We start from the raw sequence: 20,177 nt of genomic DNA, 5'->3' as shown, positions 1-20,177 counted from the left end.
TCTGTCGCAACACCTTGCGGCAAGCGCTTAGTGGTGGTGACCGCCGTCGCCGTGGACGTGGCCGTGCTGCACTTCTTCTTCGCTGGCTTCGCGCACTTCAACGATTTCCACGTCGAAATGCAGGTCCTTGCCGGCCATCGGGTGATTCAGATCGACGTCGACCACGGTCATGCCGACCTTCTCGACGGTGACTGCACGCGGGCCGAAGTTGGTCTGCAGGATGACCTGGCTGCCCGGCACCAGGCGGGTGTTGCCGAAGTGCTTCTTCGGAACGCGCTGGGTCATGCCCTCACGACGCTCGCCGTAGGCATCGGCCGACTTCACGTCAACGCCAAAGCTCTCGCCGGCTTCCTTGTCCATCATCGCCGCTTCCAGGCCCGGAATGATGTTGCCGTGGCCGATCAGGATGGCCAGCGGATCACGGTCCTTGGAGCTTTCGATCGGCTCCTGGCCCTGTTCGGAGACGGTGTAATGGAAACGAACGACGCGGTCTTTTTCGATCTTCATGCGCAACTCTATCTGTGGCTGCCCGCTGGCAGACGTTGGGACGGCTTGTCGGCCGCCGGGGACGCCGCCATGATGACGGCCTTCTAAGGTGGCGCATTATCCGGGCTCCATGCACATCACGCCAGTTTTCCGCTTTCGCTCGTGGCGCCTGTCCGCCGCGCTCCTGACCGTCGCGCTGCTCAGCGCCTGCGGCCACACCCCGCCCAAGCGCTCTGCCGCACCGGTCCCCAGCCGCACCTACACGCCCGTGGCGCCGGCCGACCCGGCAGCGGCCACGTCGGTGACCATGCGCGCCCTTGGCCTGGTCGGTACGCCCTACCGCTATGGCGGCAACACCCCGGAGTCAGGCTTTGATTGCAGCGGGCTGGTCACCTACGTCTATCGCGACATGTTGGCGCTGAACCTGCCAAGGACCTCCCGGGAGTTGGCCGCCATCCAGGGACCGAAGATCGCTACAGACAGACTTACCGCCGGAGATCTGGTGTTTTTCGGCGACAAAGGCAACGTTTGGCACGTCGGCATCTATGTCGGCGAAGGCCGTTTCGTGCATGCCCCGAGCACCGGCGGCACCGTGCGCATGGATCACCTGGACGGCGCGTACTGGCGCGACCATTACACCGGCGCGAAGCGCGTTTTACGATGAAATGAGCAATTCGCTACAATAAATAACGATAATTTAACGAAATTTGTACCTACTCACACGTTTCACAAGGCATGATCGCCCATCGAAATTTTTCGTGACTGCCGCGTGACGACTGAAAACACGTCCCAACCGGACCAGCCCAAGTACCAGAACCGCTCGATCCGTCGCCTGTTGTGCGCCGCTGCATTGGCTGTCGCCAGCCTGCCGGCCTTCGCCCAGAGCGCCGCTGATGCCGAACACGTCGCCCGCCCGGTTGTAGCCAAGGCCGAGCCGGCCCGCAGCAGGACCGACGCAGCCGCTACCGCCACACTGGCGGCGCTGCTTCCCCATCTGGCCGCCAGCGACACCATCCCGCTTATGGACCGCTCGGCGATGTTCGCCGGTGATCTCGGCCGATTGATCTCCGCCTATGACGCTTCCAAGGGCGTGGCAGCTGCCACCGATGCGGCATTGGCCAATGATTCCGACGGCAAGGTGCAGTCCATCCTGCGCCGGGCCATGACCTTGCTGGGCACCCCGTACCGTTGGGGCGGCAGCTCGCCGGATGCAGGCTTCGACTGCAGCGGCTTGGTCGGCTACGTGTTCCGCACCGCGCTGGGTGTCGAGCTGCCCCGCGTCTCCCGCGAAATGGCCAACCAGGCAAATGCCGAACTGATCCGTGACCGCTCGGCGCTGGCTGCCGGGGATCTGGTGTTCTTCGGCCGCAAGGGCCGGGTTGACCATGTAGGCATCTACGTCGGTGAAGGCCGCTTCCTGCACGCCCCCAGCACCGGCAAGGATGTCCGTACCGACACCCTGCTGACCGGCTATTGGGGTGATAAATTCATGCAGGCACGACGCATGGCGCTCTGAACGGGCCACGCTCTGGTTTGCAGAAAAAGCCGCGGCCCACCGCGGCTTTTTTCATGCCAGCAAGACGCTGACCACCGCCACAAATATTAATAGGGAGCGCGTCCCGCTAGGTTCCTATTAAGCCGCCCGATGTGATTGCACCTGTCCGAATGACAGGTATATGGTGGCGCCGAAAGGAGAGGTGACCAGCATGGCAGCCGTATCCGAGTCAAGCAGGCGATGTGTGATCTGGTTCGGAAAACCGGGGGAACGAGAAAAAGTGATGCTGGCTGCGGATGGCTGGCAGATACGTGCGGTATTACCCCAGCAACCCGCCGACGTCGGCATGCGTGGCGGTGACACGGTGGTTGGCCTGATCGACTTCCGCAGCAGCTCGGACAGTGAGCTGGAGCGGATCGGCAGGTTCACCGCCGAGCACCAGCACATGCCTCTGTTTGCCATCACCCCCGCCTCTGCCACCGGCTGCCTTACCGACCACCCCTTGCTGGCCGCATGCCGGCAGCGTTTCCCCCACCCTCCGGATCTGAACAGCCTGCTGCGCGAGCTGCAGACCCTTGACGCACAGACGTCTGCCACCGCCAGCGAGGTATTGCAGACGCTGCTTGGGCAGAGCGATGTGATGCTGGCCATGCGTGCGACGCTGCGCAAATATGCGCCGGTGGACCTTCCGGTGTTGATCACCGGCGAAACCGGCACCGGCAAGGAAGTTGCCGCACACGCGCTGCACCAGTTGTCGACACGCGCCGACAAGCCCTTCCAGGCGATCAACTGCGGCGCCATACCAGCGACCTTGGTGCAATCGGAGTTGTTCGGCCACGAGCGTGGCGCTTTCACCGGTGCCACCAGCAGACGCCAGGGTTTGTTCGAGACCGCGCATAACGGCACTGTCTTTCTCGACGAGGTTGGCGATCTACCGCTGGATGCCCAGACCAGCCTGCTGCGGGTACTGCAGGAAGGCACCATCGAGCGCGTGGGCAGCAACCAGCCCATCCCGGTCAATGTACGCATCCTGGCGGCGACCCACGTCGATCTCGAACAGGCGGTGGAACACGGGCGCTTCCGCCGCGACCTGTACTACCGGCTCAACGTCCTGCGCCTGTCCATGCCCCCGCTGCGCAAACGCGGCGGAGACGTCGACCTGCTGGCTCATCACTTCCTGCGCCAATTCCGCGGGCTGCACCAGATCCGCGCCCGCGGCTACAGCAGTGAAGCCCGGCAGGCGATGGAACGCTTCAGCTGGCCGGGCAACGTGCGCGAACTGCTCAACCGGGTGCAGCGCGCGGCCATCACCGCCGAAGGTGAATTGATCAGCTGCGCTGACCTTGAACTGAGCAGCGCCGGCACCGCGCTGGAAGGCGGGCAACTGGACAACGCACGCATCCATGCCGAACGCGAAACACTGCTTTCCTGCCTGCAACAAAGCCAATTCAACGTCAGCGCCTGTGCGCGCCTCATGCGGGTCTCGCGGGTAACGATCTATCGCCTGTGCCGCAAGCACCAACTGACCCTGGATACGCTGCGCTGAAGCCCGCTGCGACGCCGGCGATCACAGACCTTGCAAAAGCGGCGCCGCAAACGGTCTACAGCATGTACGGGACCTTGAACGACAGGCTGAAGTCCGGTGCATCCGGCGTCAGCCCGACGCCCAGCATGCTCACGAAGGTCGCCTTGGATGTCAGCGCGTAGGTCACACCCAGGTTCAACGTGCCGGCGTTGGCATCACTGCCGATCATCTTGATCCACTTGCCGTCCTTGTAGCGGGTGGAGGCACGCGCACTGAGCTTGTCGCTGAAGGAAATACTCAGGCTGGTGCGCTCGTTGAAGGCGAACGCAATGCCGGCACCGAAGTAGAACGACTTGCCCAGGCGCACGTCACCGGGATTTACCGTATCGGGGTTGGAGTCGATGTCGTCGAAGCTGCGATCGAACGAATGGATGTAGCCAACGTTGGCAAACAGGATGGCCGGGTCCGCCGTCTTGACGGCTGACAGCCCGATGTTGGCCTGCCACACGCCGTTGCCGGTGGGCTGCTCCGACGGAACGGCGAAACGGATGAAGTCATCATCGTCACGCTCGATCACCTTCCAGTCCATACCGTAGGGCTCGCGACCCGTCGGTGCCGTGACGCCGCCCGTCAGCACGGTCTCGGGACGCCATCCGCGCTCGCCGAACAACTTGTAATTGGCACTGACGGTGACATCGCCGATACCCGTGCCATTGGTCTCCTCCTGCGCGATAGCCGCTGCCGAACCACCGGCACCGCCCTTCTGGTAAATGGTCTTGCGCGCGATGTAAGGGACGTCCAGGTTCAGGGTCAGGCGCGGGTTCACGCCCCAACGCGCGGCGAAATTGTAGGTAAGCGAATCGGATTCCACGTTCTCGATGGCGATATTGCCCAGGAAGATCGCGTCCAAGGCCAAAAAACCGTTGAGGGTGAGCTGCTTGCGGTCATAACGCGCGTAGGTGATGCTGTTTTCCAGCGTCAGGCGGCGATTGAACAAGGCCGACTGCTGTTGTTTGACGTCATCCACACTGCGCCGCGCGGCTTCTTTTGCCTCCTGCGCTTCGGCCGCGGTACTGGCATACCCTTCGCCTGTGGGCGGCGGGGTGGCCGCAGTCGCTGCGGTTGCAGCAGCCGGAGCCGCTGCGGGTTGCGCAGGTGCTGGCAGGGCCTGTGCCGTCTTGCCACTGACCCGCGCCTGGATTGCCTGCACCTGCATGTCCAGCTCACGCAGACGCCGGACTTCCTGCGCGTAACTGGCCTTCAGTGACTCCAGTTGCGCCACCAGGGCTCTGACATCTTCTTCGTTCGGGTTGCCGCTAGTTGCCTCCTGCGCCGCCACCGTGGGCGAAACCACAGCCAGACTCACCAGCGCCGCCATCGCCAGTCTGTTCATTGTTTCGGTCCTCTGCTTGTTGTTCATCACCGGCACTGACCGGCCCGGCCTCATTGCCCGCCTACCCCGCCAATCCCCCGATTGAGCGCGATGGCTTGTGCCACGTTCTGCGACAGCGGCAGGTTGCCGACCAGCGACTGTTTCACCAGGTCGATCTGCACCAGGTTCTGTGCCACTTGCCCGTCACCGAGCAGTTGGATGCTCTGCCCCATACCGCCGCTACGCATCCACTGCTGCACGGCTCCCTGCCCTTGCACCTGCAGCTGCAGGCGCGCGGAATTTCCGTCGAAACTGGCAACCGCGCTGGCCGCCCCCTGCTGTGCGCTGGCGCTACCTGTGCCACCACCCTCATGCAGCGGCACCACGCCATCGTTGCGGACGTTCAGATGCAATACGTTGCTGGCGCGGTTGCCGTCGCCGGCGATCTGTACGCTCTGGCTCAGGCCAGCCACGTTGTCCAGGCCGCTGCCATCTATGCTGCGGCCGATGTTGTCGGGCAAGGGCGCATTGGCAGCAGTAACGGTGACGCTGGGGGTGAAGCTCACCTTGGGCGAGCCACCGTTGCGAAAATCCATGCCTATGCGCAGGGCCCCTTGCAGGGTCTGGCCGCTGGCCGCCTGCCAGGTGGAAATCATGGTGACGCCAAACCAGGCCACTTCATTGCCGCCGACCGTATAGCGGCCACGCATCTGGCCCAGTTCTTCGTCGGGGATCTCATGCAGGCCACTGCCCGGTGCAGCGGCGGCAGGCTCAGCAGCATGGGCGGGCAGCGCAAGCGCCATGGCCGCTGCCAATACTGCGGGGGGGACGTAGTTCATTGCTGACTCCTTCAGAACAGGTCGGCATGGGTGAAGCCGAAGTCGACCAGCTCCGCATCGGTAATGGGCCCATTGCCCTGGCGCGCCGCCAAGGCACGTGCACTGATTTGTTCACTGGGCTGTAGCAGCACGGTATTGCGATCGAAGTCACTCCCGATCACCACGAACACCGCGCGCGAAGGCCAGGCATCCAGAAAGTCCTGCAGCGGGATCACCCGGTTGCCCAGGATCGGATCCCCCAGCTCCGCCTTGCCGTCGCGCACCTGCTTGAGCACGACGAAATGGCGGAAGCCACGCACATCCATCAGCACCAGCCCCGGCACCCGCAAGCCTTTCAGCCGCTCCTCGTCAATGCGATAGCCACGACCGCGCATGCCCAGCGATTCCACGTAACGCTTGATGTCCAGCAGTGAAAAGCCACGCTGGCGCACCAGCTCCGGATCCGCCACGCCCATCATTCCCTCGATCACCGTCGCCTCATCGGTATTGAGGTGATAGGCATGCTTGAGGATGGTCGCCAGTGCAGCTGCGCCACAGCTGTAATCGGTATGTTGGCGAACCAGGTTGCGGAAACGCCGCTCCTTCATGCTCTCGACCTGTCCGCTGTACAACGCACCATTGGGCAGAACGCTGTTGAACGCCACCTCGCCCGCCCTTGCCTGGGCAGGCATCGTCAGCAACAGACAAGTGATCAGCAGCAGTCGGGAAAACATGGGGCAGCATCTCCACGTGATCATCAGGTGGGAGCCCCGGCTCCACGGGGGAGGGGAACCGGGACTCCCGGAACACCCGGCCATTGGCGGATGACCGGGCCTTGCTCAGGACAGGGGAACAATCCTGTACAACGTTGGCCTGCTTACGGGGTGCCTTCCCCGCCACCGCCACCACCGCCGGTCGACGGCTGTGCGACGGCCAAGGCCAGGCTGTTGGCCTGCAGGTTGCCGGTGCCCGAGGACACGTTGACGCCGATGTTGCCGGAGGCATTGGAGAACGCGCTGCCGGACAGGCTGGCGGTATTGGTCGCGTCAACCGCGATCCAGTCGATATCCACCACCGTACCGCTCAGGCTGGCCGTCAGATCGGCGGTGCCCATTTCCGAGAAGCTCAGGTTGCCCTTCTCATCGGTATCCCATGCCATGCCACCCACGCCCGGACGGTTGGGATTGGCGACAGCGCCCTGGGTCTGGTTGTCCCAATCGGTGTGGCCGGTCTGGCTGCCACCCTGGTGCGAGTTGCCGTTCCAGTTATCCGGGTAGAAGTTGGTCTTCTGGTAGGAGTTGCCCGTGCCTGCATACTGGCCGGTGCCCGTACCACGGGTGGTGCCCGTGACCTTGCCCGACATGTTGATGGCATAGGTGTTCACGACGTAGTCGTAGTAGCCATCATTGCTGACATCATTGCCCGAAGACACCTGGTTGGAACTGATGCTCGAGGTGGCGTAGGCGCTGGTGGCAACCGAGGCAGCCAGAGCGTTCTTCTGCTCGTTGTTGTTGCCCGAGGTGACATTGACGCCGATGTTGCCTGCCGCTCCGGAGAAGGCATTGCCGCCGATGGCAGCAGCGTTGGTCACGCCGTTGTTCATCGTCGAGTTGTTCATGCCACTCTGGTTCACGAACACTTCCGCATCGGCCATGCCGAAGCTGAAGGAAGCATCAGCCGCCGACAGCGCAGCCGCGTTGTCCTGGGCATTGTTGTCACCGGCGGCGACGTTGAAGCCAAGGTTGCCCGATGCATTGGAGCCCACGTCATCGCCGATCGAGGCATCGTTGCTCAGCAGGCCGTTCTCGGCGGTGTTGCCCGAGATCGACTGGCGGTTGTCGATGATGGCGATGGCCGCTGAATCCAGGTCGATATCGCCGGTGATTGTCGGATCACCCGAGAAATTGACGTCCGAACTCAGACGCATGTCCTTTTCGAGATTCACGTCGACGCCGTGGTTGTTCTTTTCCTTGCGTTCGTCGGCACTGACGTTCGAGGTCTTCTGGATGTTCTCGTATTCCTCGTTGGACGTCGAACGCGTCCGCTCCACGTTGGAGCGCGTGTCCGAATAACGCAGGGTGGCGGCCGCATCCAACTTCAGGTCAACATCGGTATCGATGTTGGTGTTGACGTTGGTGTTGGTGGCCGTGTTGGTCGTGGTGTTGGTGAGCGTATTGGTGTCGGTGTTGGTGTTGGTATTGGTGCGGGTCTCGGTCACGTTGTGCTGGTGATCGATGTTCGCGCTCTGGTCTTTGTCATCCGCCGCATTGGCCGCCGCGCTGAGGGTCAGCGCGGAAACCGCCATGGCGAGTACAGTCCATTTGTTCGCTTTCATGGTGCCCCTCATTCAGTCTGGTAGTGCATCGGGTGGATGGAACAGTGGTCACGGGCTGCCCTGCACGGAGATGCTTAATCTGTTCTCCGTTGCGTTGCCGGATCCCGCGATTTGATTGAGTTGCAGCACGCCATCGAAACCGCGCAATGCGGATGCCTCCACGCCCACTCGTCGGGTTGTACGTGGATCACTGATGGCAGGCTGGTCCCCCGCCGACGCGAGTGCGCCAGACGCGGCCATTGCCTCGTCGCTTGCCTCGCGTATGCCCTGTGCGGCCAGCACGGCACTCACGGAGTTCAGCTCCGTATTGCCGCCACCGCTGGCCTGATTGATTGATGCGATGCCACTGGCCCCGGCCAGCGCATTGCCGCCGATCGTGGCCGTGGCCAAGGTCGGTGTAGAGAAACGGTTAGCTTGCTGGAGCTGGCTGGCGTCGACGTTGGCCTGCGCCCGTCCACCGCTGGCCATGCTGTGCAGATTGGCCTGCAGGTTGAGCTCACCAGCGGCCTGGTTGATCTTGATCGAGCCATTGGCGCCGGCCAAGGCACTGCCGTCGATGCGGCTGTCGGCCGAGAGATAGGACAGCATGCCGTTGTAGCCATCTGCCACGTTCTGCGCGGGAGCGGCTTGGCCGATGACCAGCCCCAGGACCAGCAACAGACCGACGGACACGTTGGATGCGCGGCTGCTCATTTGCCACCCGCCCCGCCCGGCTGCCCCAGCGGAAACTGCGCCAATGCGCCACGTACCTGGTCACCGATGCCGCGGGTGGCGCCGCCCACCGCACCCATCGGCCCACCGATGGCGCGCGAGAGTTGGCCGCCGGACAGCGCACCACCCTCCCCAGTGACCCGACCCATGGTGCCGCCGACGACGCCTTCTGCGACCCGCTCAACCGTGGTCTGGCCGTGCCGCGAGCCGGCCAGATCGGCCAGGCTGGAATCCATGCCGGCATAGTCGGCATCACTCAACTCATCCACGCCACCGACACCCAGTGCAGCACTGAGCTCCTTGCGCGGCGACGGATCAGCAATCAGCGCCATGCCCGGCGGCTGCATCCGGTAGGCCGGACGCGCGGACACGTCGCGCAGCAGAACGATCTCGCCCGGCTGTGGCTTTACACCCTGCCGCGCACCGGAAGCCTCGGCCTGGCCGATCACCAGGCCGGCCATCAACAAACCTGCTAGTGCGCACATCCGATGAAACGTCGAGCTGTCCATGGCGCCGTCCACTCAAATCAACGGGTGATAAAGAGCAGTTACCGTGCCAACGACATTTTCCAAGCTAAAACAACAACATGCAGGCCATGCACGCGATTGACACCTGTATCCCTGTAACAACAGCACAGCCCGCGCGCACGGTTCCTGCCAGCCAAACCGCCGGCGCCAGCCCGCCATAGTCGGGCTCTCGGCGAGGTGTACCAGGGCTGTTACAGGGGGCTGTTACAGCCTGCTACAGGCAAGAAAAAGGCCGGCACTGGGCCGGCCTTGCTGCGCATGCGCAAACGCGGTCAGGACAATCGATCGCCGCCACGGCCCATGGCCGGCGTACCCGCAGCCTCGTAGACCTGCTGGTCGAGCAGCCCGGTTTCCTTGGCCACGATCACCGGCACCACCATCTGGCCGGTCACGTTGGTCATGGTCCGCATCATGTCGAGGATGCGGTCAATGGCATACAGGTAGCCGATCGCCTCCAACGGCAGGTTGGCTGCGCTCAATACCACCGTGGCCATCACCACCGCCGTACCCGGCACACCTGCCGTGCCGAAGCTGCCCAGCACCGAAGCGATCAACACGATCACGTACTGCTCCGGTGTCAGCGGTACGCCCGTGTATTGCGCAATGAACACCGCGCACAGCGCCGGGTAGATCGCACCGCAACCGTCCATCTTGATGCTGGCGCCCAGCGGCACCGCGAAGGAGGCGTAATCCTTGTTGACCCCCAGGTTGTCGGTGATCGAGCGCATCGCCACCGGCATGGCCGCGAAACTGGAGGACGCCACGAACGCTACCTGCATGCCCGGCGCCGCACCGCGGAAGAACTTCCACGGGTTCAGACCGTGCGCCAACAGCAGGCCGCTGTAGACGATGACGATATGCAGCGCGCAGGCCACATACAGCGCCAATACGAAATTGCCCAATGGCAGCAGTTTCTCGAAGCCATAGCTGCCCACTAGGCCGGCAATCAGGCCAAAGGTACCCAGCGGCGTCATCTCCAGCACGAAGCGGGTCACCTGGATCATGATCTCGCTCATCTGGCCGACCAGCTTGCGCGCCTCGTTGACCTTTTCGCCCAGCTTGACCATCGCAAAGCCAAGCAGGCCGGCAAAGAAGATCACCGGCAGGATCGAACCACGCCCGGCCGCCAGCACCTGCTCACCTGCGGCATTTGCCTTGGTGCCGATGCCCGACAACGCGTAGAACACGTTGGACGGCACCACGTCCATCAGCACCTTGGCCACGGAGGGCACGTCACGCGGCGTATAGGCCGAGTCCACCGCAAGTTTCAGGCCACCGGTGCCGGGCTGCATGACCGTGCCGACCAGCAAGCCGATACCCACCGCCAGCGCAGCGGTGATGACGAACCACAGGAACGTCCGACCACTGAGCGCGGCCACCGACTTCTGCCCGTGCAGGGAGCCGATCGCATTGATCACCGCGAAGAACACCAGCGGTACCGCGATCATCTTGATCAGCGTGACGTACAGCTCGCCGAGCGGACCAAAAAAGGTCTCGGCAGCCGGCCCCAGCGCCCAGCCGGCCAGCGCTCCCAACACGAAGCCGCCGACCACCCGCTGCCAGAAGGGGATCCGCAGCCAGGCAGAAACCACATTCATATTGCGAATCCAGAGAACAAATCGAAGGCTCTCACGATAACGCAAGCCCCCTGCCAGCACGATGCCCACACAGAAAAGCTGCGTGTCATATGCATGCCTTCTGGGCTTGACCATAATGGGGGTCTGTCTTCATCCAGCGGTAACACCCACGATGCACAAAGCCAGCTTCCTGTCCGCCGCCCTGTCCACCCTGCTACTGGGCGCCTGCGCCAGTACCGGCGCCCCTTCCGGACAGGCCTCCGCCATCAGCGTCGACGTGCCCCGGATCACCCATCCGGACGGGGAAACACCGCAATGGTGGTACCGCGACGGCGCGGCGCGGGCGGCCGGCAACGGTGCCATGGCCGGCAAGGCCAAGAATGTCATCCTGTTCCTGGGTGACGGCATGAGCCTGACCACGGTCGCCGCCGCGCGCATCCTGGAAGGCCAGCGCAACGGCAACCCGGGTGAAGAAAACCTGTTGTCGTGGGAGCGATTCCCGGCCACGGCGTTCAGCAAGACCTACAACACCGACTCGCAGACGCCGGACTCCGCCGGCACCATGACCGCCATCACCACCGGCGTGAAGAGCCACATGGGCGCCATCGGTGTCAGCGCAGGCACCCGCAGCAACTGCGCTGACAGCCTCGACAAGCGCCTGCTGACCTGGCTGGAGCTGGCCGACAGCGCCGGCCTGGCCACCGGCGTGGTGTCCACCGCGCGCCTGACCCATGCCACGCCAGCGGCAACCTACGCCCATTCGCCCGAGCGCAACTGGGAGGCCGACGTCGACCTGCCCGCCGCTGCCAAGACCGAGGGGTGCGTGGATATTGCCCAGCAGCTGCTGTCCTCCTCGCGTTACGGGCGCGGCCCGCAGGTCGCCCTGGGCGGTGGTCGCGGGCAGTTCACCACCATCAACGAACAGGACCCGGAATACGCCGACAAGGTGGGCCTGCGCCTGGACGGGCGCAACCTGGTCGCCGAATGGCAGGCGGCCCATCCGCAGGGCGCCTACGTGTGGAACGCAGACCAGCTCAAGGCAGCGAGCAATGCCCCGGCACTGCTCGGCCTGTTTGAACCGGACCACATGCAGTACGAGCAGGACCGCGCCAAGGACCCGGCTGGCGAGCCCTCGTTGGCCGAACTGACGCGCGCCGCCATCGCCAACCTGTCCAAGCACCAGGACGGTTACGTGCTGATGGTGGAAGGCGCCCGCATCGACCACGCCAACCACAGTGGCAATGCCGCGCGTGCCCTGGGCGACACCATCGCACTGTCGGACGCGGTCAAGGCCGCAGTGGAGGCGACATCGGCCGAGGACACGCTGATCATCGTCACCGCCGATCACTCGCATACGCTGAACTTCGTCGGCTACCCGGCGCGTGGCAATGCCATCCTGGGCAAGGTCAAGGACAAGGGCGGCGAAGACGGGATCGGCGCACTGGACCTGGCCCGCGATGGCATGGGCCTGCCGTACACCACCCTGAGCTATGCCAATGGTCCCGGCTACACCGGTGCCAGCAACCAGCAGGCCGCCGGCCCGAAGCGCTTCCCGCACGCCCCGAGCAGCTTTGAATCGGCCAACGGTCGCCCGGACCTGACCCACGTCGACACCGAGCACCCGGACTACATGCAGGAAGCACTGGTGCCGGCCAAGGCCGAATCACATGGTGGCGAGGACGTCGGCATCTGGGCGCGTGGCCCCGGCAGCAAGGCCGTGCGCGGCACGCTGGAACAGAACACGATCTACCACCTGATCGTGCAGTCCACCCCGCGCCTGCGCGAACGCCTGTGCAGCGTCGGCACCTGCGACGCACACGGCGTACCGGTGGAGCTGCCGCAGCCGGCCAGGTTTGAACGCAAGGCACCGTGAGCCGACCCGGGCACATGAAGGGCTGGTCAGTGATGGCATTGCTGTCACTGGCCCTGCCCGCAGCCATGACACTGGCCGCCGAGCCGTGTTACCGCATGGACACCTCGATGTTCGAGGTTCTCGATGGCTGCCAGCTAGGCAAGGATGGCACGCTGGAAATCACCCCGGCTGCCTTGGCCCGGCTTGAATACGATGCGGATGGGCTGTCCGCCATTCTTGTCGGCAAGCAGCACTATTACCTCCGTGGTGATGGCCGCCGGTTGGCGGTTATCACCTATGACAATGGGCCCGATTACTTTGAAGAAGGCCTGACCCGGGCCAGCATCAACGGCCGCATCAGCTACTACGACAAGCAGCTACGGCCAGCATTCGCCGACAGCTTCGACTGGGGCTGGCCGTTCAAGGACGGAATTGCCGAGGTCTGCCAGGACTGTCACCCCGGCAAGCCCGATGCCGATGGCCACGCGTCCATCGTCGGCGGCACGCACTACCACATCGATCGCCAGGGCAAACGCCTGCCCTAGCCAGGCCTGCCTTTACCCAGATCGCGGCGATGACCTGCGCCGGGTTGTCAGCGACACATTGCCTGCTTTGCGCCGTGGCCCGCTCCTGCGCGCTGGCGGCTGCAATTGCAGGCAGGGCCGTCGCCACCGATACTCGGCGCGGCCATGATTCCGCTTCCCCCTTCCCTGCTGCACGCCGCAAGTGACCGACCGGTGATGGTCGGCTTCAGCGGCGGCCTGGATTCCACCGTGCTGCTGCATCTGCTCGTCAACGCCCGCAGGCGTCGGCAAGGCAGTGTGCGCGCCCTGCACGTGCACCATGGCCTGCACCCCCGTGCCGATGACTGGCAACGGCATTGCAGCCAGCTGTGCGCGCAGTGGGCTGTGCCGTTGGTGACCGTCAACGTCGACGTGCCACGCGACAGCGGACTAGGCCTGGAGGCCGCTGCGCGCGAGGCCCGCCACGCTGCGTTCAAGACGCACCTGGGCAAGGACGAGTGGCTGGCCCTGGCCCATCACCAGGACGACCAGGCCGAGACCTTCCTGCTGCGCGCCCTGCGCGGTGCCGGTGTCGATGGCCTGGCGGCGATGCGGGCGCAACGAGCGTTCGGCAACGGCATGCTGTGGCGCCCGCTGCTGCAATGTCCGCGTGCCGAGCTGGAAGCCTATGCCAGACAACACCAACTGCAGTGGATCGAGGACCCCAGCAACAGCAGCCCGGATTTCGACCGCAATTTCCTGCGCCTGCAGGTCATCCCACTGCTGCGTCAACGCTGGCCACATGCCAGCGCCGCGATCGCGCGCAGCGCAGGGCTGGCAGCACAGGCAGCGCAGCTGCTGGGTGAAACCGATGCAGATCTGCTGCAGCAATGCTGCAGCCAGGCCGGCAGTTTGCGGCTGAGCGCATTGCGCCGACTGGCCGACCCGCAGCAGGCTCGGGTGCTGCGGCGGTGGGCGCAACACCATCAGTTGCCGCCGCTGCCAGCCAGCGGTGTCGCCGCGATCCAGCAGCAGTTGTTGCAGGCCGGGCACGACCAGCAGGCGGCGTTCCGCTGGCAGCAGGCCCGTATCGTGCGTTGGCGTGATCAACTGCACGTGGTGCCGCCGCTGGCAGCGTGGCCCGCAGGCTGGCAGCGCACCTGGGACGGCGGCACACCGGCGGTTCTCCCCGATGGCGGCACCCTCACCCTGCGGGGCGCCAGCGGATTCGACCGGCCGCTGCAGCTGCGCCAGCGCCGTGGCGGCGAACGCATCCATCTGTCCGGACGCAGCCACAGCCATCAACTCAAGCATTGCCTGCAACAATCCGATGTCCCGCCGTGGCTGCGCCCGCACCTGCCGCTGCTATGCGACGGCGATGTGGTGCTGGCGGCCGCCGACCGTGTCCTGTCCGGACCCTTGCTGGACTGGTTGCGGGCCCACGAGGCAACCCTGCACTGGCAACCGCCAGATCAGGTGAATTGACCCTTTTCCATTGCCCGCTCACACTTGCCCCATGGCAAAGAAGTCCCCCAATGAAACCTCGCCGGTCGCCCACTTCGAGCAGTCGCTCGAAGAACTGGAACAGCTGGTCGAGAAGATGGAAGCCGGCGACCTCAGTCTTGAGCAGTCGCTGACCGCATACGAACGTGGCGTAGGCCTGTACCGGCAGTGCCAGCAGGCGCTGGAACAGGCAGAGCTGCGCGTGCGCCTGCTGACCGATCCGGCCCAGCCGGAGAAGTCCGAACCCTTTGAAAGCAGCGGCAATGACGACTGAAGCCCTGCTCACCCGTTGGTTGCAACGCACGGAAGAACAGCTGCAACACGCCCTGCCCGATCCCGAGGCAGCACCGCAACGCCTGCACCAGGCCATGCGCTATGCGGCGCTGGGCGGCGGCAAGCGGATGCGGCCGATGCTGGTTTACGCCACCGGCCACCTGTTCGGCGCCGACGAAGCGCGATTGGATGCGGCGGCCGTGGCGGTGGAATTCATCCACGCCTACTCGCTGGTCCACGACGACCTGCCGGCGATGGACGATGACGACCTGCGGCGCGGCCGCCCGACCACGCATATCGCCTTTGACGAGGCGACCGCGATCCTGGCCGGCGACGCCCTGCAGACGCGTGCCTTTGAGATCCTGGCTGACGCGTGGATGCCGCCGGCCCTGGCCTTGGACTGCATGCGGACCCTGGCGACCGCCTCCGGCGCTGCCGGCATGTGCGGCGGACAGGCACTGGACATCGATGCCACCGGTCAGGAGCAGGCGCTGGAGGAGCTCAAGCGCATGCACGCCCTGAAGACCGGCGCGCTGATCCGCGCAGCGGTTCGCATGGGTGCACTGTGCGGCGAAGCCAGCGACGCCCAGCTGGCGCAGTTGGACAGTTTTGCCGACACCCTGGGCCTGGCCTTCCAGGTCCGCGACGATATCCTCGATGTCGAGGCCAGCTCGGAGCAGTTGGGCAAGACCGCCGGCAAGGATCAGGCCCAGCACAAGTCCACCTTCCCGTCGCTGCTGGGCATGGACGGTGCCAAGGCGACCTTGGCCGAACTGGCGACCGCCATGCAGGCGGCATTGATCCCGTTTGGCCAGCGTGCCGCGCCGCTGGCAGCGTTGGCCGAACTGACGGTACGCCGTTCGCATTGATCGCCGGTGCCGCCACGGGCGGTGCAATGATGGCCGCCGCAGAAACGAAAAAGCCCGGGAAATCCCGGGCTTTTTCTTTACAACCAGCGCGCCGATTACTTGATCAGGCGAACGGTCATCGGGTAGCGGTAGGTCTCGCCCTTGTTGGCGGCCAGGCCGGCAATAATCGCAAAAACCACACCCGCAACCCACGCAGCTGCGTAGGTGAGGAACCCGATAAACACGATCATCAAAATGCCGCTGATGAAATAAATGCCCAGCAGCGTGAGCTGGAAATTGAGCGCTTCCTTGGAGTTCTCGGTCAGGAATGCCTTCTCGGGCTTGTCCTTGTTCACCAGCCACATGATCAGCGGCACGATGAAACCCAGGAAGATCCCCGACAGGTGCACCAGCATGGCAATGCTGTTGTCATCCGAAGCCGGTGCATTGGCCGGCGGCGGCGGAGGCGTGGTGTTCTGATAATCGCTCATTGTTTCCCCAAGATCCTTGTAGTGGGCGTAGTAACGCTTGGCAGCGCTCCGCCATAAGGGCAGAACTACTGCTGCATTAAGAATAGTCCGCTGTTTGCCAAGACTACGTCAATCGTTACCCGCCACCGTCATGGCACCCAGCAGGATCGAACCCACCGAAACATGCGAGCGGGGATCCACGTCGGTACCCACCGCCTCGATGCTGCTGAACATCTGCTTGAGGTTGCCGGCGATGGTGATTCCGTCGACGGGATAGGCGATTTCGCCATTTTCCACCCAGAATCCAGCCGCGCCGCGCGAGTAGTCACCGGTCACGCCATTGACGCCCTGGCCCATCAATTCGGTCACCAACAGGCCAGTTCCCATACCCGACAGCATGGAAGCGCGATCACCGGCATTTGCGCGAACCTGCAGGTTGTGGACACCGCCGGCATTGGCCGTTGTCTGCAGGCCAAGACGCCGCGCCGAATAACTGCCCAGCACGTACCGCTGCAGCACGCCCGCACTTACCAGCGCGGAGTTGCGGGTTGCCACGCCTTCGCCATCGAACGCGCTGGAACGCAATCCGCGCTTGAGCAGGGGCAATTCGTCGATCGCAAACCAATCGGGGAAAAGCTGCGTGCCTGCGCTATCCAGCAAAAAGCTCGCGCGCCGGTAAAGGGCGCCGCCGGATACCGCGCTGAGCAGATGGCCGATCAGGGAACGTGCGGTTTCGGCGGCAAACAGCACCGGCACCTGGCCCGTGGGCAGGGAACGGGGCTGAAGGCGTGCCAGCGTCCGCTCGGCGGCAAGGCGCCCGACTGCAACGGGGTCCTGCAGGTCTTCGCGGGCAATCGCGCTGGTGTACCACCCATCACGCTGCATGCCATCGCCCTGCCCTGCGATCAGTGCGCAGCCGATGGAATGATGGCTGCTGCGGTCACGGCCGATGAAACCATGCGAGTTGGCATAGACCGACAGGCTGCGTGCGGTGGCGGCCGAGGCCCCATCGGAGTTGCTGATGCGCGCATCGGCACGGCCTGCGGCTTCGCAGGCAAGGGCCAGGTCCACGGCCTGCTCCGCACTGAGCTCCCAGGGGTGCCAGCCGTCCAGGTCCGGAAAAGTGGTTGCCATCAGCTCGGCATCGGCCAGGCCGGCAGCGGCATCGTCCTCGGTATGGCGGGCGATGGCGCAGGCCTGGGCCACGGTGGCGTCCAGGCTGCTGTCCTGCAGGTCGGCGGTGCTCGCACTGCCCTTGCGTTGCCCGAAGTAGACGGTCACGGCGATGCCGCGATCATGGGTGGATTCCACCGTTTCCACCTCACCCAGGCGCACGTTCACATCCAGCCCGCGGTCCTCGCTGCAACTGACTTCGGCCTGGCTGGCGCCCATCGCACGGGCCTTTTCCAGCAACCGCTGGGAGATGTCGGCAAGCTGCTCAAGCCGTTGCAGGCTGTCATCGGTTCCCGCGGTTTGGGTGGTAATGGCGTTCAATGCTTTATCCTTGTGGACCGAATCAGTTCACATCCGACGGGCTTTCCATGGCCAACGGTCGGATGTGGGGGATTTCTCGTGAAGCCTGGCAACTACCCGGCTTTCCTGTCATGAAGTTTAGTAGGTAGCAGCACGATGCGCGGACGCGATCAAGAAACCGGCGAATTTTTGGGCGAAAGCCGCAGCCAGAACCGGCGCGAGGCGCTGGAAGTCCTGGCCCTGGGCGAAAAGCTGGTGGACCTGACCCCAGCCCAGCTGGCGCGCCTGCCCATCCCGGAAGGTCTGCTGGAACACATCGAGTACACCAAGCGCATCACCTCCCACGGTGCCCGCAAGCGGCAGCTGGCCTTCCTGGCCAAGCAGATGCGCCGCGAGGAAGACGAGACGCTGGAAGCCATCCGCGACGCGCTCGATGCCAACAGCGAGACCTCGCGCCGCGAAGTGGCGATCATGCATCGCATGGAGCGCTGGCGTGAGCGCCTGCTGGCCGAGGGCGACGTCGCCCTGGGCGAGCTGCTGGACGAATACCCGCAAGCAGACCGCCAAGGCCTGCGCACGCTGGTGCGCAACGCGCTGGCCGAAAAGGCCAAGAACAAGCCGCCGCGCGCCTATCGCGAGATCTACCAGGTGTTGCGCGAGCTGATGCTGGTACCGGTTCTGAATGCGACCGCGGAAGTTGGTGGCGATGACGACGCCGATGACGTGGATGGCGACGACGAGCAGGATTGATCTGGATTGAGCGGGCTGCCGGTTTAGTTCTGTAGCGAAAAACTTCCCCTCATCCGCCCCTTCGGGGCACCTTCTCCCGCAAGCGGGAGAAGGGATTGGGTCACTGCTACTTGAGCGAAATCCGGGCCAGCCTCGAATGCCAGCATTCCCTTCTCCTTCACGCGGGAGAAGGTGCCCCGAAGGGGCGGATGAGGGGGCTCTTCAGCCACACCCTCAAGCCTGCGTTCCCCCCACCGTCAGCCCATCAATGAGCAACGACGGCTGGCCGACACCGACCGGCACGCTCTGCCCGTCCTTGCCGCAGATGCCCACGCCTTCGTCCAGCGCCAGATCGTTGCCGATCATGCGCACCTTCTGCATGGTCTCCGGGCCGTTGCCGATCAAGGTTGCACCCTTCACCGGTGCGGTGATCTTGCCGTCTTCGATCAGGTAGGCCTCGGTAGCCGAGAACACGTACTTGCCGCTGGTGATATCGACCTGGCCACCGCCGAAATTCACCGCATACAAGCCCTTCTTCACCGAGCGGATCATTTCCTGCGGATCGTGCTGGCCGGCGCGCATATAGGTATTGGTCATGCGCGGCATGGTCATGTGCGCGAATGATTCGCGACGGCCATTGCCGGTTGGCGCCACGCCCATCAGGCGGGCATTGAGCGTGTCCTGCATGTAGCCGACCAGGATGCCGTCCTCGATCAGCGTGGTGCACTGGGTCGGGGTGCCTTCATCGTCGATGTTCAGCGAGCCGCGGCGGCCATCAAGGGTGCCGTCATCGACGATGGTCACGCCGGGGGAGGCAACCCGCTCGCCGATCCGCCCCGCATAGACACTGGTGCCCTTGCGGTTGAAATCGCCTTCCAGGCCGTGGCCCACCGCTTCATGCAGCAGCACGCCCGGCCAACCCGGGCCCAGCACCACCGGCATCACCCCGGCAGGGGCGGGAATGGCTTCCAGGTTCACCAGGGCCTGGCGCAGGGCTTCGCGGGCAAAGGCCTCGGGGCGTTCGCCGGCAAACAATTCCTCGTAGCTGTAGCGCCCGCCGCCGCCGGCATAACCGGATTCGCGCCGACCGCTCTGTTCGACGATGACCTGCACGTTCAAGCGCACCAGCGGCCGCACGTCCGCCGCCAGCACGCCGTCACTGCGTGCGACCAGCACCGTGTCGACCGAGCCGGAGAGGCTCACCATCACCTGCTGCACGCGCGGGTCGGCGGCACGCAGGTAACGGTCCAGGCGCTTGAGTACCGCCACCTTGGCCTCGTTGCCGAGGCTGTCGACCGGGTCCAGCGCCGGATACAGCGCGCGGGCGCCGCCGCGCACCAGCGAGCGAACGTCCTGGGCCCCGCCCTCACGCGAGATGGCGCGCGCCGACTGCGCGGCCGCCAGCAACGCGGCCGGTTGGATGTCGTCGGAATAGGCAAAACCGGTCTTCTCACCGGCAATCGCGCGCACGCCCACGCCTTGCTCGATGGAGTGTGCGCCGTCCTTGACGATGCCATCCTCCACGCTCCAGCTCTCTCGCCGTGAGTGCTGGAAATACAGGTCGCCAAAATCGATGCCCGGCCCCAGCAAGGTGCCGAAGGTGCGTTCCAGGCGATTGGCATCCAGTCCAGCCGGCAGCAGCAGGCGGGACTCGGCAAGGGTGAGTGCGTTGTCTGTCAT

Annotated in this window: 19 protein-coding genes and 1 pseudogene; 9 read left to right on the top strand and 11 right to left on the bottom strand. The window is 64.5% G+C overall.

Annotated elements, in window-relative coordinates; genetic code table 11:
• Positions 1-27: 27 nt before the first annotated feature.
• Positions 28-507, bottom strand: coding sequence for a peptidylprolyl isomerase (locus RT460_RS02840; protein WP_313317036.1), 480 nt, complete (start codon positions 505-507; stop codon positions 28-30).
• Between the two features lie 45 nt (positions 508-552).
• Between RT460_RS02840 and RT460_RS02835 the strand changes: the two are divergent.
• The 3 genes and pseudogenes from RT460_RS02835 (at position 553) to RT460_RS02825 (ending at position 3,527) form a co-directional block, all read left to right on the top strand.
• Positions 553-1,150: pseudogene (locus RT460_RS02835) on the top strand (C40 family peptidase).
• A 105-nt stretch (positions 1,151-1,255) separates the two neighbouring features.
• The gene (locus RT460_RS02830) at positions 1,256-2,002 is read left to right on the top strand and encodes a C40 family peptidase (protein WP_313317035.1); all 747 of its coding nucleotides are present in this window, start codon (positions 1,256-1,258) and stop codon (positions 2,000-2,002) included.
• A 190-nt stretch (positions 2,003-2,192) separates the two neighbouring features.
• On the top strand, positions 2,193-3,527 hold the full coding sequence (locus RT460_RS02825; RefSeq protein ID WP_313317034.1) for a sigma-54 dependent transcriptional regulator: 1,335 nt from the start codon (positions 2,193-2,195) through the stop codon (positions 3,525-3,527).
• Between the two features lie 55 nt (positions 3,528-3,582).
• Here RT460_RS02825 and RT460_RS02820 read toward each other — a convergent pair whose 3' ends face one another.
• From RT460_RS02820 to RT460_RS02790, 7 genes are all read right to left on the bottom strand, one after another.
• Complete coding sequence (locus tag RT460_RS02820) at positions 3,583-4,899, bottom strand: transporter (RefSeq protein WP_313317033.1); 1,317 nt, start codon at positions 4,897-4,899, stop codon at positions 3,583-3,585.
• A 50-nt stretch (positions 4,900-4,949) separates the two neighbouring features.
• Entirely contained in the window at positions 4,950-5,717 is a 768-nt protein-coding gene (locus RT460_RS02815; protein WP_313317031.1) for a hypothetical protein, read from the bottom strand.
• Positions 5,718-5,728: 11 nt separating this feature from the next.
• Positions 5,729-6,430, bottom strand: coding sequence for a C39 family peptidase (locus RT460_RS02810; RefSeq protein ID WP_313317030.1), 702 nt, complete (start codon positions 6,428-6,430; stop codon positions 5,729-5,731).
• 143 nt (positions 6,431-6,573) lie between these two features.
• On the bottom strand, positions 6,574-8,001 hold the full coding sequence (locus RT460_RS02805; protein WP_313317077.1) for an adhesin: 1,428 nt from the start codon (positions 7,999-8,001) through the stop codon (positions 6,574-6,576).
• Positions 8,002-8,079: 78 nt separating this feature from the next.
• Positions 8,080-8,724, bottom strand: coding sequence for a hypothetical protein (locus tag RT460_RS02800; protein ID WP_313317029.1), 645 nt, complete (start codon positions 8,722-8,724; stop codon positions 8,080-8,082).
• Positions 8,721-9,251, bottom strand: a complete 531-nt coding sequence (locus tag RT460_RS02795; protein ID WP_313317028.1) for a hypothetical protein — start codon at positions 9,249-9,251, stop codon at positions 8,721-8,723. Before RT460_RS02795 ends, RT460_RS02800 begins: the two co-directional genes overlap by 4 nt.
• 290 nt (positions 9,252-9,541) lie before the next feature.
• Entirely contained in the window at positions 9,542-10,867 is a 1,326-nt protein-coding gene (locus RT460_RS02790; RefSeq protein WP_313317027.1) for a dicarboxylate/amino acid:cation symporter, read from the bottom strand.
• Positions 10,868-11,018: 151 nt separating this feature from the next.
• On the opposite strand from RT460_RS02790, the gene RT460_RS02785 reads away from it, so the two are divergent.
• The 5 genes from RT460_RS02785 to RT460_RS02765 all read left to right on the top strand — a co-directional run bounded on the left by RT460_RS02785 (position 11,019) and on the right by RT460_RS02765 (position 15,846).
• Positions 11,019-12,719, top strand: coding sequence for an alkaline phosphatase (locus RT460_RS02785; protein WP_313317026.1), 1,701 nt, complete (start codon positions 11,019-11,021; stop codon positions 12,717-12,719).
• A 14-nt stretch (positions 12,720-12,733) separates the two neighbouring features.
• The gene (locus tag RT460_RS02780; RefSeq protein WP_313317025.1) at positions 12,734-13,243 is read left to right on the top strand and encodes a WG repeat-containing protein; all 510 of its coding nucleotides are present in this window, start codon (positions 12,734-12,736) and stop codon (positions 13,241-13,243) included.
• 144 nt (positions 13,244-13,387) lie between these two features.
• On the top strand, positions 13,388-14,686 hold the full coding sequence (gene tilS / locus RT460_RS02775; RefSeq protein ID WP_313317024.1) for a tRNA lysidine(34) synthetase TilS: 1,299 nt from the start codon (positions 13,388-13,390) through the stop codon (positions 14,684-14,686).
• Positions 14,687-14,717: 31 nt separating this feature from the next.
• Positions 14,718-14,978 carry an exodeoxyribonuclease VII small subunit gene (locus tag RT460_RS02770; protein ID WP_313317023.1) on the top strand — a complete coding sequence of 87 codons (261 nt, stop codon included), beginning with the start codon at positions 14,718-14,720 and terminating at the stop codon, positions 14,976-14,978.
• Positions 14,968-15,846, top strand: a complete 879-nt coding sequence (locus RT460_RS02765; RefSeq protein WP_313317022.1) for a farnesyl diphosphate synthase — start codon at positions 14,968-14,970, stop codon at positions 15,844-15,846. The genes RT460_RS02770 and RT460_RS02765 overlap by 11 nt, the downstream gene beginning before the upstream one ends.
• A gap of 95 nt (positions 15,847-15,941) precedes the next feature.
• Here the strand turns inward: RT460_RS02765 and RT460_RS02760 are convergent, their stop codons facing one another.
• Together RT460_RS02760 and pmbA are read right to left on the bottom strand one after the other, a co-directional pair.
• Positions 15,942-16,316: a DUF4870 domain-containing protein gene (locus tag RT460_RS02760; RefSeq protein ID WP_313317020.1), complete on the bottom strand. Its 375-nt coding sequence runs from the start codon at positions 16,314-16,316 to the stop codon at positions 15,942-15,944.
• 108 nt (positions 16,317-16,424) lie between these two features.
• On the bottom strand, positions 16,425-17,789 hold the full coding sequence (gene pmbA / locus RT460_RS02755; RefSeq protein WP_313317019.1) for a metalloprotease PmbA: 1,365 nt from the start codon (positions 17,787-17,789) through the stop codon (positions 16,425-16,427).
• Between the two features lie 135 nt (positions 17,790-17,924).
• Here pmbA and yjgA point away from each other — a divergent pair, with 135 nt between their 5' ends.
• Positions 17,925-18,518, top strand: a complete 594-nt coding sequence (yjgA, locus tag RT460_RS02750) for a ribosome biogenesis factor YjgA (protein ID WP_313317018.1) — start codon at positions 17,925-17,927, stop codon at positions 18,516-18,518.
• A 213-nt stretch (positions 18,519-18,731) separates the two neighbouring features.
• On the opposite strand, the gene tldD is transcribed toward yjgA, so the two are convergent.
• Positions 18,732-20,177, bottom strand: a complete 1,446-nt coding sequence (gene tldD / locus RT460_RS02745) for a metalloprotease TldD (protein WP_313317016.1) — start codon at positions 20,175-20,177, stop codon at positions 18,732-18,734.

The organism is Stenotrophomonas sp. (assembly GCF_032061965.1).
Taxonomy (GTDB): domain Bacteria; phylum Pseudomonadota; class Gammaproteobacteria; order Xanthomonadales; family Xanthomonadaceae; genus Stenotrophomonas.
Note: the sequence above shows the minus strand (reverse complement) of the source record. Positions and strands in the feature narration are given on the sequence as shown.

Excerpts from the sequence above, each read along its gene's own strand:
- yjgA (WP_313317018.1), top strand. The coding sequence starts at position 17,925 with ATGCGCGGACGCGATCAAGAAACCGGCGAATTTTTGGGCGAAAGCCGC.
- RT460_RS02810 (WP_313317030.1), bottom strand. The coding sequence starts at position 6,430 with ATGTTTTCCCGACTGCTGCTGATCACTTGTCTGTTGCTGACGATGCCT.
- tilS (WP_313317024.1), top strand. The coding sequence starts at position 13,388 with ATGATTCCGCTTCCCCCTTCCCTGCTGCACGCCGCAAGTGACCGACCG.
- RT460_RS02805 (WP_313317077.1), bottom strand. The coding sequence starts at position 8,001 with ATGGCGGTTTCCGCGCTGACCCTCAGCGCGGCGGCCAATGCGGCGGAT.
- RT460_RS02815 (WP_313317031.1), bottom strand. The coding sequence starts at position 5,717 with ATGAACTACGTCCCCCCCGCAGTATTGGCAGCGGCCATGGCGCTTGCG.
- RT460_RS02800 (WP_313317029.1), bottom strand. The coding sequence starts at position 8,724 with ATGAGCAGCCGCGCATCCAACGTGTCCGTCGGTCTGTTGCTGGTCCTG.
- RT460_RS02820 (WP_313317033.1), bottom strand. The coding sequence starts at position 4,899 with ATGAACAGACTGGCGATGGCGGCGCTGGTGAGTCTGGCTGTGGTTTCG.
- RT460_RS02790 (WP_313317027.1), bottom strand. The coding sequence starts at position 10,867 with ATGAATGTGGTTTCTGCCTGGCTGCGGATCCCCTTCTGGCAGCGGGTG.
- RT460_RS02770 (WP_313317023.1), top strand. The coding sequence starts at position 14,718 with ATGGCAAAGAAGTCCCCCAATGAAACCTCGCCGGTCGCCCACTTCGAG.
- RT460_RS02765 (WP_313317022.1), top strand. The coding sequence starts at position 14,968 with ATGACGACTGAAGCCCTGCTCACCCGTTGGTTGCAACGCACGGAAGAA.
- RT460_RS02840 (WP_313317036.1), bottom strand. The coding sequence starts at position 507 with ATGAAGATCGAAAAAGACCGCGTCGTTCGTTTCCATTACACCGTCTCC.
- RT460_RS02785 (WP_313317026.1), top strand. The coding sequence starts at position 11,019 with ATGCACAAAGCCAGCTTCCTGTCCGCCGCCCTGTCCACCCTGCTACTG.
- RT460_RS02780 (WP_313317025.1), top strand. The coding sequence starts at position 12,734 with ATGAAGGGCTGGTCAGTGATGGCATTGCTGTCACTGGCCCTGCCCGCA.
- RT460_RS02825 (WP_313317034.1), top strand. The coding sequence starts at position 2,193 with ATGGCAGCCGTATCCGAGTCAAGCAGGCGATGTGTGATCTGGTTCGGA.
- RT460_RS02795 (WP_313317028.1), bottom strand. The coding sequence starts at position 9,251 with ATGGACAGCTCGACGTTTCATCGGATGTGCGCACTAGCAGGTTTGTTG.
- RT460_RS02760 (WP_313317020.1), bottom strand. The coding sequence starts at position 16,316 with ATGAGCGATTATCAGAACACCACGCCTCCGCCGCCGCCGGCCAATGCA.
- tldD (WP_313317016.1), bottom strand. The coding sequence starts at position 20,177 with ATGACAGACAACGCACTCACCCTTGCCGAGTCCCGCCTGCTGCTGCCG.